Consider the following 12479-nt stretch of genomic DNA (forward strand, 5'->3'; position numbering starts at 1 on the left):
AACAAACGCATTTAGCGGACTATCTTAATCGTTAGAGAGTAGGACATCGGTCGTTTTGACGGATGTCCTACTCTCTATTTTGTCTTTTTAACGAACAAAACTGTTAGTTGTCATGCAAAAATAAACATAGTAAGATAATCTTTAAATGGTATAGGAGGATAAAAATGTCTAAATTTTTAAAAGTAATCGGAATAATTGCTGTTTTGTTAGTCATAATAGGCGCTGCAGCTTATTGGTTTATACTCAAAAAGTTCACTCTTGAGGCAGAAACCCCAGCAATGTACAATCAAGAGAGAATCGTTAAAACGATTGAAGACCAATTAAAAGAAACAGATGTACAAAAAGCTCGGACCAAAGCACCGTTGATTATTGAAAAAAATATCACTGAATTACAGCAAGCGATTGCCAACGGAGCATTGACCTATGAAGAACTTACGGCGTTTTATTTGGACCGTATTTTACAGTTCGATCAAATAGATAATGGCATGAACAGCATCTCTGAAATCAATCCGCAAGTAATTAAGGAAGCCAAGGCATTTGACCAGCAAGCCTCTCAAACACCGAAAAAGCCTTTGTATGGTATTCCTGTTACTTTGAAAGAAAATATAAATACGACCAACATGATTTCGAGTGCAGGAGCTTATGCCTTACGCACGTTCAAGCCTAAGGAAGATGCGGAAGTAGTTAAGAAGTTAATAGAGGCGCAAGCTTTGATTTTAGGAAAAGTAAACTTATCTGAACTAGCGAATTATATGTCAATGAAAGCACCAAGTGGCTATAGTTCCAAACATGGACAAACACTTAATCCTTATGGGCCGCTCAAAATAACACCTTCAGGTTCAAGTTCTGGGAGTGGGGCTAGTGTGACGATGAATATCGGCGCCTTCTCTTTAGGCACTGAGACGATGGGATCGATTGTTTCCCCCGCTTCTCATCAATCAGTGGTTGGTTTTAAACCGACCCACAGTTCAGTAAGTGGCGAAGGTGTTTTGCCATTGGCACCGTCATTAGATACAGTTGGCCCGATTGCCCGAAGTGTCGTTGATGCTGCGCAAGGCTATAATGCGTTTAAGAAAGACACGGTTCCGAGCATTGATTCAACGAAATTTACTAAAAATAACTTACAAGGCCAACGCATTGGGTTGCTAGAAATGCCAAGTGCTGAAGAAGAATTTGCGACTGCTAAAAAGGCCCTCCAAAAAGCAGGAGCAGAAGTGATTCCGGTAACACCAGATATGGAAGGGATTGATGGCGGGAAAGTTATTTCCAATGAATTTAAGTTTGCATTGGAAGAATTTGCGAAACGTTATGATTTACCATTTAAAACACTGGAGGAACTAATTGCGTATAATCAACAAGATAAAAAGGTTCGTGCCAAGTATGGGCAAGATTTATTAGAAGCAGATGTTAAAAAGAAACAACCAGATAAAGAAATCATTCAAACAACCATTAAAAAAGCACAGCAAACGTTTGATGCGTTGCTAAAAAAACAACAATTAGACGGATATGCCTTTATTGATTCTGAAGGTACGGGTTTAAGTGCTGTGGCAGGATATCCTGAATTGACTGTTCCTTTGGCGAAAAACAGTGAAGGACAACCTTATGGGCTGACTTTTACACAAACTGCCAATAAAGAGCAAACGTTATTTGAGCAAGCTTACAGCTTTGAACAAAGTACAAAAGGACGGATAGTACTTTCAGACAACGAGCTGTTGGCAAACAGTAAAAAAATAAATAGAGATGATCAGTAAAGGGAAACTAGGAATGGCGAAACATCCGTATCAAACCTAATAAAGATAATCGACCTACAAATGAAAGGAATTGTTTGTAGGTCGATTATTTAGGTTAGTCGTTTTTTTTTGCTTTTTTAGGCGAATGTTTTCATGTAATAAGTTAATAAGTGGCCAGATTCGAGAAATAAGTCCATCAATTTTTAAGCATTTCAATAAAAAGAGTGAACGATGGCTGTGTTTGAAGCATGAATATGTGTGGTTGCTTCCGCTTTCGCAACATTAATTTGGAGCGCTACCGTCGTAAAGGGTTCTGCCACAGGAATCATTAGATGGAAACAAATCCATGAATACATAGAAGATTAAAGCAAGATGAAGAAAATATTGTGGCAATAAAGGATATCAGAAAGCTTGCGAAATAACTATATGTAGTATTTTATTATTTTACCAATCAATATATAGTATTAAAATCTTCTTTTTATTCCGAAATCTGATTGACTTGTTTTTTAAAACGGAGTACTCTTATTGAGACGTCAACAGAGAAAAGTTTGGTTTTAGGAAGGTCGGAAATTTGTCGTGAATAAGAATTTTTTGGTGAATGATTTTAAAGGTTGGGAAACGAGAAGTTACTTGTTTTTAGCTTTGATGGTGGGGGTACAGTTGGTTGCGTTCGCTATCAATCCATCGAATTGGATTACGTTAGTAGGTGGTTTAGCCGGCATCATTTGTGTGAATTTAATTGCCCAAGGAAAAGTCAGCAATTACATTTTTGGGTTAATCAGTGCAGTGATTATTGGCTATTTTGGGTTAGTGACACGGGTATATGCGGAAGTTCTTTTACAAAGCTTCTATATTATTATGGACATTACAGGGCTTTATGCTTGGCTTCGGGCTAGCGAGGATGGCTCAGGTCAAGTAACCGACGTAAAAGTTTTAAAAGGTATTCAGTGGTTGTATGCCTTTTTAACGTGGCTGCTCATTGGCGTAGCTGCATATATTTTGTTAGGTTTTGTAAATGATGCGCAACAAACATTAGATGCAATCACGTTTAGTGTTTCAGCGACAGGGATGTTATTGATGATTAAACGTTATCAATCGCAATTCGTGTTTTGGCTACTAGGAAATATTTTTTCAATTTTGTTATGGTTCCGAGCAGGGACGCACGCTGGTGGTGATTATGCGATATTTGTTATGTATTGTATGTATACTTTTAACTCAATTTTTGGTATGTTTAATTGGTTGAAGATAAAAAATAAAATGGAAAAAAATAGGTAGGGAGTTCGATGGCAGTGATTGTTTTAGCAGGTACGATTGGCGCTGGTAAATCTAGTTTAACAGCTTTAATTGCAAACCGTTTAGGTTCAGAAGCCTTTTACGAATCAGTTGATGATAATGAGGTATTACCTTTATTTTATGCGGAACCGGAAAAGTACGCATTTTTATTACAAATTTATTTTTTAAATAAACGTTTTGATAGTATTAAACAAGCATTAACGCATGAAAATAATGTATTGGATCGCTCGATTTATGAAGATTCATTACTTTTTCATTTAAATGCAGATTTAGGTCGTGCCAACGAAACAGAGGTCAAAGTGTACGATGACTTATTACAAAATATGCTCCAAGAATTGCCTTATGCTGCGCATAAAAAAAGACCTGATTTGTTAGTTCACATTCGTATTTCATTTCCCAAAATGTTAGAACGCATCAAAAAACGTGGCCGTCCTTATGAACAAATTGAGACAGATCCAACGTTGTATGATTACTATCAAATGTTGAACGAGCGTTATGATCAATGGTATGAAGACTATGATGAAAGTCCTAAAATTCAAATTGATGGCGATAAATATGATTTTGTCGAAGATCCTGAAGCGTGTCAATATGTCTTGGCGTTAATTGAGAAGAAAATTGAAGAATTAGAAAGATAAATAAAAAGAAGCAAGTCCGGACTTGCTTCTTTTTGACTTAAAATGTGGATAGATAGGCTAAAGTTGCTACTAAATAAAGGAGTGTAGTGCTAAATTATAGAATCGGATTTTAACCTTCCCCTAAGTTAAAATCGGATAATCTATCTATCGACAGTTTAAGTTTGTATAAAATAGCGGTAGCTATTATCAACGAAGTCATTCATCGGTTGACCTGACTTCTCTAGAAGTATACCATCGAAAATAACCAACAGTTGTTCAAAATTTGGACTTAGTAAGTGTAAATTTTGATTGAAAGTTTCTGCAAATCAATCATTTATTCAAAAAATAATGCTCGAAAGAAGGAAGATAAATGGGCCAAATTTGGTTTGAACGCATTCTACGTTGGCGCAAAAAAGCGCAACGATTTTTACAAGGACGTTATGCACGGTTCGATGAATTGAATCGAACGCTGTTGCTAACAAGTGTCGTGCTGGCGCTCATCAATATTTTTACTGGCTATCTTTGGGTTCGGTTATTGATTTTAATCACAGTCGCCTACGTGTATTATCGCTTTTTTTCAAAACATATTCACCCGCGATTGAATGAAAATCAATGGTTTATTCTTCGAAAACAACGCCTAATGCAAAAGGTTCATGCTTTTCGCAAGCGACATATGACTCAGAAAGAGTATCGTTATTTTAAATGTCCAAAATGTCAGCAGTCATTACGTGCGCCGAAAGGACGAGGAACAATCAAAGTCACTTGTTCAAACTGCCAAAATCAATTTATCAAAAAAGTCTGATCTTCTGTGTTTTTTGGTCTAGGCAACTTTTGGACTTGTGGTATACTTGAGAAAAGAAACCATTGGATATTCTAAAAGGGGAATATCTTGTTAAAAAAGGAGAGAAAAAACAATGGAAATTAAACGCCAACAAGAAATTGTTGAAGCGTATCACTATGATATGCGAGTACCTGATTCAGAAGTAGAGACAGATTTACGTGTCAGTTTTTCACCAATTGAAGTAGAAGAAGAAAATTATCCAGAAAATAGCTCAGCACTTGTTGCTCGCTTAGAATTTCGAATTGTCTTTGACGAATTTGTTTTATCAGGGGCGATTAGCCAAATTAATCACATTATTGATCGTAAAATTGAAAAACAAGAAGATATTTCGCAAGAAGAAGTCGATGAACTTGTGCGTCCTTTATTTAGCATCGTCGAACGTTTATCTTATGAAGTAACTGAAATTGCTCTGGATCGTCCAGGTGTTCAATTGAATTTTCAACAATCAGAAGAAGCTTAAACTTTAAAAACAGCGTTTATAACGGATTCCGTTATAAACGCTGTTTTTATTCTTGTGAAGATTTAGCAACCAAAGCTTTTTTAAACTGTTCATAATTTTTTGTAGCGATATCCACATAAGCAATCGGCTGACCAACTTTGGTGATTTTTTCGGGAAGATAGGGAGCGAGCATTTCATTGTACAAAATGAACGCAGCTTCTGGTACTTCCTCTGAAAGAACATCATAACTGATAAAGTCAATTTCATAGGTTGGTTGAAAAAAGACTTTGATGTTTTGCTGCTCTTTATTTGAAAAGAGCCAAGGACCCGCATTTGCAGGGCTTCCCACAAATAACGTCGCTCCATCACGGTTGACAGAAAGGATCCAACAAATTTTTTGCATACGCTTACAACTCCTAGAACTAAGTATACCACGTCAGCTTAAAAGAAAGAGGACAAAAAACAAATTATTTTTACAGTGACTAGTAAAACAACACTTGGTGATAGTTTTAAACTATCGCAACGGTTATTTTCTATCAAAAAGTAAGCAAATTATCCCACTATTTGCTATAAAATAAGGTACAATAGAACTATCACTGGAAACAGTTTGCTGTTTTCAGGGTATTTACTGGAGAGTGAGTACCGGGAACCTTTACTTCCTTTGATGTACTTGTCATTAAAAACATAGGGAGGAACTAAAATGACAACATTCATCACTGTATTAGTGATCCTTGCATTTATTGCTGTGTTATTCGGTTTCTACCAAATGCAAAAGAAACATTTAAAATTCTCAACACGTGTCTTTTCAGCATTGGGCGTGGGGATTGTTTTAGGTGCAATTATTCAATTTGCTTTTGGTACAGACAGTAAAATTACTACGCAATCAATGGAATGGATCGGGATTGTAGGTAATGGTTATGTAGCGTTTCTACAAATGCTCGTAATTCCGTTAGTATTTGTATCTATTGTAGGTGCATTTACAAAAATGAAAGAATCCAATAAATTAGGAAAAATTAGCTTTAATGTGTTAGCCACCTTACTAGGAACAACAGCAGTAGCTGCCTTGGTGGGGATTGGAACAACCTTAGCGTTTGGTCTTCAAGGGGCAAAATTCACGCAAGGTGCTGCAGAAACGTCAAGAATTGCCGAGTTAGCGACGCGTCAAGATGCGATTCAAGATTTGACGATTCCTCAACAAATCGTTTCATTTATTCCTAAAAATGTCTTTGCTGACTTTGCGGGAACACGACCAATGAGTACCATTGGGGTGGTAATCTTTGCTGCGTTTGTTGGTGTCGCTTATTTAGGCGTTCGTCGTAAAGCGCCAAAAGAAGCTGAATTTTTTGCAAATTTAATTGATAGTTTATATAAAATTACCATGCGAATTGTTACCTTAGTTTTACGCTTGACCCCTTATGGCGTGTTAGCGTTAATGATTAATGTTGTAGCAACAAGTGATTTTGTTGCGATTATTAACTTAGGTAAATTTGTGTTGGCATCATATGTGGCCTTAATCATTGTTTTTGCCATTCACATGCTGATTTTAATTACTTTAAAAGTCAATCCAGTTACGTATCTAAAAAAAGTTTTTCCAGTCTTGAGCTTTGCTTTTACTTCTCGTTCAAGTGCAGGAGCTTTACCATTAAATATTGAAACACAAACCAAAGCATTAGGTGTCGATGATGCCACAGCAAACTTTGCTGGTAGTTTCGGTTTATCTATTGGACAAAATGGTTGTGCCGGCGTTTATCCAGCTATGTTAGCAACCATCGTTGCACCAACTGTTGGAATTGATGTCTTTAGTTTACAATTTATTTTAATGTTAGTAGCAGTTGTCACAATCAGTTCATTTGGCGTAGCCGGTGTCGGCGGCGGAGCAACCTTTGCTTCTCTAATCGTTTTAGGCGCAATGAACTTACCAGTTGCAATTGTTGGTTTAGTAATTTCAGTTGAACCACTTATTGACATGGCGCGGACAGCTGTTAACGTTAACGATAGTATGGTTGCAGGTGTGTTAACAAGTGCTCGTATTCATGAATTAGATCGTGATGTCTTAAATGATCGCGACGTTGTCTTAGATGCAAATATCTAAATCAATAAAACGAAAAGTGTTTGAGCAATGTCTTGCTCAAACACTTTTATTTTGATTTTAAGCGAAAGTGCAGTAATTATTTAAAAGAACGTATATAATAAGTTGTTAACTAAATTCAAAAGGACGTGAAGGAATGTTTTCAAACCAAGTAAAGATTATGTTATATGTGAATAATGTTGAGGAATCTAGTCAATTTTGGCAAACGTTTGGCTTTGTTGAAAAGGAAAGAGAGGAAGTTGACGGTACATTGGTGGTAGAAATTGCACCAAGTGAATCGGCAGAGACGATTATTGTTTTATATGATTTGGCCTTTATTCAAAAACATTCACCAGAAGTGGCGGGGAATACCCCTTCTCTAATGTTTGCTAGCGATGATATCATTGGTCTCTATAAAAAAATGCAAGAGGCTGGCGTTACTGTCGGTGAAATGGTTCAATTGCCAACAGGCTTAGTTTTTAATTTTGCAGATAACGATGATAATTACTTTGCTGTGATGGGGCAAGAAAGTAAATAAAAAACAGCTTGGCACCAGAATCTAGATTGATTCTGGTGCCAAGCTGTTTTTTATAAAAGTTGAAAGTTTTATAAATTTTACTAAAATCTGTAATTTTCATGAAAATATAGCGTATGATAATGCTGTTAATAGAATAGGCGGAGGTAAGCGGTATGCGTAAACGACATGCAAAGAAAAGACATGGAGGAGTGAATTGGCTTTTTATAGTATGTTTGTTGGTGGTGATTGGTGGTAGTGGTTATTTAATAAAAACGTTCTTTTTCACTAGAGACTCACAAGTTAGTCAAGAATCGAAAGTGGTCTTGGAAGAAGATCGCCGAAGTGATAATTATGCGAATTTAACGAAAGAAATAGTTGCACCAGATAGTGGCGAACTTGATCAAAAAATTCAAGAAACAAATTATATTGGTTCGGCTTTGATCATTAAAGATGATCAGGTTTTAGTAAATAAAGGATATGGCTTTGCCAATTTTGAAAAGCAACAAGCCAATACGCCAAACACAAGGTTTCAGATTGGCTCAATTCAAAAATCTTTTACCACAACCTTGATCTTAAAAGCGATTGAAGAAGGTAAACTTACATTAGATACAAAACTCGCTACGTTTTATCCGCAAATTCAAGGTGCTGAGGATATTACGATTAGCGATATGTTGAATATGACAAGCGGTTTAAAGTTATCAGCAATGCCTAATAATATCGTTACCGATGAAGAAATTATTCAATTTGTTAAACAAAATACCATTCAAGTCAATAAAGGAAAATACAATTATTCCCCAGTAAATTTTGTCCTTTTAGCAGGAATGTTAGAGAAAATGTATCAACGTACCTATCAAGAATTATTTAATAATCTTTATCACAAAACGGCTGGTTTAAAGAATTTTGGCTTCTATGAAACCTTATTGGAACAACCCAATAATTCAACAAGTTATAAATGGACAGAAGACAATTCGTATAATCAAGTGCTCTCAATTCCCGCAGCTAGTTTTGCCCATGAATTTGGGACTGGGAATGTGGATATGACGACAGGTGATTTGTATTGGTACTTACATCAATTAATGAGTGGACACTTAGTTTCCACCGCACTTTTGCAAAAATTATGGACGTCTTCTCAGCAAAGTTCTTATCATGGCGGCATCTATGTTCATGATAATTATTTACGCTTACACGGCGTTGAAGCGGGTCAACAAGCCCTGGTTTTATTTTCAAAAGATATGAAAACCGGGGTCATATTGCTAACTAATTGTGTGAATCCAGCGAAATATAAAGAATTAATTGGTTCGTTGTTCCATGATGTAACCAATTTAACTGTTAAATTTTAAAGCAGAAGCAACAACGATCACTCCAAAGCCTTTTTAGGTTTCTTCTGAGAGACTTTATATTAAAATAAAGGGAAGAACGATCAAAGGGAGTGACGAAGATGAAACAATCAAAAAATAAACAAGTTGTTATTGGTGAACCAACGAAAAAAAACATTTATCTTCAAGATATAGAACAGGAAACGCAAGCTTTTATTCTCCAAAACAATCCACAATTGACAGCTGAATCGATGATTACATTGGCGGAGTTACTTAATTATCGTTTGGATTACATGAAACAATTGGTCGCAAATGATTCTGAAAAAATCCAACAACTGAATGAATTGGTGGTTCAACATATCAAAGAAGATAAGCTGATTTCCAATAATATGAATGAAAAGATGGAAAAGAAATTAACCTTTGGCCAACGAGCAGCGGATACCATTGCTAAATTTGGCGGTAGCTGGGTGTTTATTGGCTTCTTTTGCTTCGTGTTGATTGCTTGGATCGTGATTAACTCTACCACTTTATTGGGACAACCATTTGACAAATATCCTTATATTTTGCTAAATCTCGCCTTATCTTGTTTAGCAGCTATCCAAGCACCGATTATTATGATGAGTCAAAACAGACAAGAAGCCCGTGATAGAGAACAAGCGAATAATGATTATAAAATTAACTTAAAAGCAGAAGTAGAAATTAATTTATTACATGAGAAAATGGATTATATTATCAATAATCAACTAGAAAATTTGGTGAAAATCCAAAATATTCAAATTGAACTTTTAGGTGAATTGCAAGAACAACTCGCCGCGACTTCTGAAAAGGAGTAGTATATAGAAGAGGTCGGGACAGAACCGTTTAGCTCCGAGAACCAAGTAGGTACTGATTAACATCTATTTGCTTTGCAAATAGTGTTTCTCAGCAATAAGAAGAAATTTCCGAAAATTGCTCTTTAATTTTTGGAGACCAAGTAGGTATTGTTCATCATCGAATCACTACGTTCTTCGTGATTCTCAACACTTGGAAGGATTAAGATACGCCGAACACTTGTGTGAGAAAGTCAATTTCGGCTTATTGTTTTCTCGCCAAAGGCTCGTCACAGTTTTATCCTTGTAAGTTCCGAAGGACCTTCACCAAGTAGGTACGATGATTTCATCTGTTCATGCTTCACAGTGAAACATCGCAACTCTTAGAGCTGTAGCTCTTTTGAAGGCTGTACTGTGACGAGACGCATGTCGAGAAAACACCTTAGAAGTTGTTGAGATCGGAGCAACGCGTAGTGTTGCTTCTGTTCCCGCCGTTTATCAGGCTTTTTTTATTGTGTGTAAATACACAAGCAAAATAATCGCTTTCCCTTTTTTATTCACCGTATAATGGGATAGAATGACTTTATACAAAAGGGGAAAACAAGATGAAATACCAAGTATTACTTTATTACAAATATACAACAATTGAAGATCCAGAAGCTTTTGCGAAAGAGCATCTAGCTTTTTGCAAATCATTAAATTTAAAAGGCCGTATTTTAGTAGCGACAGAAGGGATTAACGGAACGTTATCTGGTACTGTCGAAGAAACAGAAAAGTACATGGAAGCAATGCAAGCAGATGAGCGCTTTAAGGATACATTCTTTAAAATTGATCCAGCAGAAGAAATGGCGTTCCGCAAAATGTTTGTTCGCCCACGTTCTGAATTAGTGGCGTTGAACTTAGAAGAAGACGTTGATCCATTAGAAACGACGGGGAAATATTTGGAACCTGCAGAATTTAAAGAAGCCTTATTAGACGAAGACACTGTTGTAATCGATGCTCGTAACGATTATGAATATGATTTAGGTCATTTCCGTGGTGCCGTGCGCCCAGATATCCGTAGCTTCCGTGAGTTACCACAATGGATTCGCGAGAACAAAGAACAATTTATGGATAAAAAAATTGTTACCTATTGTACTGGCGGGATTCGCTGTGAAAAATTTTCTGGCTGGTTATTAAAAGAAGGATTTGAAGATGTTGCTCAATTGCATGGTGGTATCGCCAACTATGGAAAAAATCCAGAAACACGTGGCGAACTTTGGGATGGCAAAATGTATGTCTTTGATGACCGAATCAGTGTCGAAATTAATCATGTTGATAAAAAAGTTATTGGGAAAGACTGGTTTGATGGAACACCTTGCGAACGCTACATTAACTGTGCAAACCCAGAATGTAATCGTCAAATCTTAACTTCAGAAGAAAATGAACATAAACATTTAGGTGGCTGCTCATTAGAATGTAGCCAGCATCCTGCCAACCGTTATGTAAAAAAACATAATTTAACAGAAGCAGAAGTTGCTAAACGTTTAGCTTTGTTAGAAGCGGTTGAAGTATAAAAATAATAAAAAAATAAACAAAAAAACTTCGAAAATTATTTTTTGAAGTTTTTTTGTTTATTTTTTTGTCTTTAAAAGTGTTGATTTTAAAGCTTTCTTAGCTAAAACCATTTTATTTTTTAAAAGCGTCTGAAAAAAATAAAAAAATCTAATAAATATTTCTTTTATATAATGTTTATTGGCTGGGCCAGTCAATGTTGAAAATGGGGAAGGAGGAATTCAGATGAAAATCATAAAAAGGTTTAGTTTGGTATGTTTAGGGCTGTTGATCATTGGGTTGCAAACAAAAAGCGTTATGGCTGAAGAAAATAATTATGAATCAAATGGTCAAGCGAGCTTCTATGGTACCTACGTTTATGAGAATGAAAAAGAGTCAAATGACGTAGCATATACCCAACAATCAGAAGAACAGGGAAGAAACAATTTAGCTGCTTCTGGACAAGCAGTTTTACCTAAAACAGGCGAGTCTGAAAATCCGCTGTATTCCTTGATAGGAGTTAGTTTGTTGGGGGTAGTCATTTATTTAATTAATAAAATGAAACGAGAGAAGGAGCTTATTTAATGAAAAAAACTGTTTTACTTACATCGGCAACCATACTTTTAGGCGTAGGGTTTCAAGCAATAAACGCATCAGCAGCAGAAACTTTTCCGAAAGAATACAATACGGAAGGCACAATTACTTTTGAAGCAGGCGATAACGAAATCACACCGCCAGTTGATCCAGAAAATCCCGATCCTACTGATCCAGTAGACCCAATTGATCCTCCAGGGCCAGGAACGGGTGGTGCCTTATCAATTGATTATGGGTCAAAATTTAAATTTGGCACACAAAAGATTTCTACGGCAGATCAAACGTATTATGCTGCGCCAGATGAAATGAAAGATGGTTCAAAAAAACCAACCTATGTACAAGTAACTGATAAAAGAGGAACGTTAGCAGGATGGAAACTAACGCTTTCCCAACCTGAACAATTTAAAACAGCTACTGGAGAGGAACTAGTCGGCGCTCAATTAACGTTTACAAAGGCAGAAGCTGCCTCAATGGTGGATGAAAAATATAAACCTACTGAAGTTAGTAGTACTATTTCCTTAACACCTGGTGTAAATAATAATCTAGCGATGAACGCTAAAAAAGAAACAGGTGTTGGGACTTGGGTTTATCGCTTTGGTTCAAATGAAGCAACAAATAAAGAAGCTGTCCAACTATTCGTTCCCGGAAAATCTGTAAAGCTTGCACAACAATATTCAACGAAGTTAGTTTGGGCATTAGAAGATACGCCCGCTAATAATTAAATA

13 protein-coding genes are annotated in these 12479 nt (G+C 36.3%); 12 read left to right on the forward strand and 1 reads right to left on the reverse strand.

Annotated elements, in window-relative coordinates:
- Nucleotides 1-164: 164 nt before the first annotated feature.
- The 5 genes from IGK82_RS02445 to IGK82_RS02465 all read left to right on the forward strand — a co-directional run bounded on the left by IGK82_RS02445 (nt 165) and on the right by IGK82_RS02465 (nt 4938).
- A complete protein-coding gene (locus IGK82_RS02445) occupies nt 165-1751 on the forward strand; it encodes an amidase family protein (protein ID WP_430605139.1) in 1587 nt (528 codons plus the stop codon).
- A 555-nt stretch (nt 1752-2306) separates the two neighbouring features.
- Nucleotides 2307-3005, forward strand: coding sequence for a nicotinamide riboside transporter PnuC (pnuC, locus tag IGK82_RS02450; protein WP_016622622.1), 699 nt, complete (start codon nt 2307-2309; stop codon nt 3003-3005).
- A gap of 8 nt (nt 3006-3013) precedes the next feature.
- Nucleotides 3014-3658 (forward strand): deoxynucleoside kinase, encoded by a 645-nt coding sequence (locus IGK82_RS02455; RefSeq protein ID WP_002355594.1) that lies wholly within the window; start codon nt 3014-3016, stop codon nt 3656-3658.
- Between the two features lie 349 nt (nt 3659-4007).
- Nucleotides 4008-4439, forward strand: coding sequence for a hypothetical protein (locus IGK82_RS02460; protein WP_016622621.1), 432 nt, complete (start codon nt 4008-4010; stop codon nt 4437-4439).
- A gap of 112 nt (nt 4440-4551) precedes the next feature.
- The gene (locus IGK82_RS02465) at nt 4552-4938 is read left to right on the forward strand and encodes a DUF1149 family protein (RefSeq protein ID WP_002358717.1); all 387 of its coding nucleotides are present in this window, start codon (nt 4552-4554) and stop codon (nt 4936-4938) included.
- 46 nt (nt 4939-4984) lie between these two features.
- Here IGK82_RS02465 and IGK82_RS02470 read toward each other — a convergent pair whose 3' ends face one another.
- Nucleotides 4985-5320, reverse strand: coding sequence for a hypothetical protein (locus tag IGK82_RS02470; RefSeq protein WP_010819221.1), 336 nt, complete (start codon nt 5318-5320; stop codon nt 4985-4987).
- Nucleotides 5321-5617: 297 nt separating this feature from the next.
- Between IGK82_RS02470 and IGK82_RS02475 the strand changes: the two genes are divergently transcribed.
- The 7 genes from IGK82_RS02475 to IGK82_RS02505 all read left to right on the forward strand — a co-directional run bounded on the left by IGK82_RS02475 (nt 5618) and on the right by IGK82_RS02505 (nt 12476).
- Nucleotides 5618-7009, forward strand: coding sequence for an L-cystine transporter (locus IGK82_RS02475; protein ID WP_002355598.1), 1392 nt, complete (start codon nt 5618-5620; stop codon nt 7007-7009).
- 133 nt (nt 7010-7142) lie between these two features.
- Nucleotides 7143-7523, forward strand: a complete 381-nt coding sequence (locus IGK82_RS02480) for a VOC family protein (protein ID WP_002363195.1) — start codon at nt 7143-7145, stop codon at nt 7521-7523.
- A gap of 152 nt (nt 7524-7675) precedes the next feature.
- A complete protein-coding gene (locus IGK82_RS02485) occupies nt 7676-8842 on the forward strand; it encodes a serine hydrolase domain-containing protein (protein ID WP_002355600.1) in 1167 nt (388 codons plus the stop codon).
- A gap of 98 nt (nt 8843-8940) precedes the next feature.
- A complete protein-coding gene (locus IGK82_RS02490) occupies nt 8941-9651 on the forward strand; it encodes a DUF1003 domain-containing protein (protein ID WP_002386953.1) in 711 nt (236 codons plus the stop codon).
- Between the two features lie 581 nt (nt 9652-10232).
- A complete protein-coding gene (locus IGK82_RS02495; RefSeq protein WP_016622030.1) occupies nt 10233-11183 on the forward strand; it encodes a rhodanese-related sulfurtransferase in 951 nt (316 codons plus the stop codon).
- 178 nt (nt 11184-11361) lie between these two features.
- Nucleotides 11362-11745 carry an LPXTG cell wall anchor domain-containing protein gene (locus IGK82_RS02500; protein ID WP_002355604.1) on the forward strand — a complete coding sequence of 128 codons (384 nt, stop codon included), beginning with the start codon at nt 11362-11364 and terminating at the stop codon, nt 11743-11745.
- Nucleotides 11745-12476 (forward strand): WxL domain-containing protein, encoded by a 732-nt coding sequence (locus tag IGK82_RS02505; protein ID WP_002361269.1) that lies wholly within the window; start codon nt 11745-11747, stop codon nt 12474-12476. Before IGK82_RS02500 ends, IGK82_RS02505 begins: the two co-directional genes overlap by 1 nt.
- Nucleotides 12477-12479: the final 3 nt, after the last annotated feature.

This window comes from Enterococcus sp. AZ197, assembly GCF_050556405.1.
Taxonomy (GTDB): domain Bacteria; phylum Bacillota; class Bacilli; order Lactobacillales; family Enterococcaceae; genus Enterococcus; species Enterococcus faecalis.

Bases quoted from the DNA above. Each gene is read 5' to 3' on its own strand.
- IGK82_RS02445 (WP_430605139.1), top strand. From the start codon at position 165: ATGTCTAAATTTTTAAAAGTAATCGGAATAATTGCTGTTTTGTTAGTC.
- IGK82_RS02455 (WP_002355594.1), top strand. From the start codon at position 3,014: ATGGCAGTGATTGTTTTAGCAGGTACGATTGGCGCTGGTAAATCTAGT.
- IGK82_RS02460 (WP_016622621.1), top strand. From the start codon at position 4,008: ATGGGCCAAATTTGGTTTGAACGCATTCTACGTTGGCGCAAAAAAGCG.
- IGK82_RS02465 (WP_002358717.1), top strand. From the start codon at position 4,552: ATGGAAATTAAACGCCAACAAGAAATTGTTGAAGCGTATCACTATGAT.
- IGK82_RS02470 (WP_010819221.1), bottom strand. From the start codon at position 5,320: ATGCAAAAAATTTGTTGGATCCTTTCTGTCAACCGTGATGGAGCGACG.
- IGK82_RS02475 (WP_002355598.1), top strand. From the start codon at position 5,618: ATGACAACATTCATCACTGTATTAGTGATCCTTGCATTTATTGCTGTG.
- IGK82_RS02480 (WP_002363195.1), top strand. From the start codon at position 7,143: ATGTTTTCAAACCAAGTAAAGATTATGTTATATGTGAATAATGTTGAG.
- IGK82_RS02485 (WP_002355600.1), top strand. From the start codon at position 7,676: ATGCGTAAACGACATGCAAAGAAAAGACATGGAGGAGTGAATTGGCTT.
- IGK82_RS02490 (WP_002386953.1), top strand. From the start codon at position 8,941: ATGAAACAATCAAAAAATAAACAAGTTGTTATTGGTGAACCAACGAAA.
- IGK82_RS02495 (WP_016622030.1), top strand. From the start codon at position 10,233: ATGAAATACCAAGTATTACTTTATTACAAATATACAACAATTGAAGAT.
- IGK82_RS02505 (WP_002361269.1), top strand. From the start codon at position 11,745: ATGAAAAAAACTGTTTTACTTACATCGGCAACCATACTTTTAGGCGTA.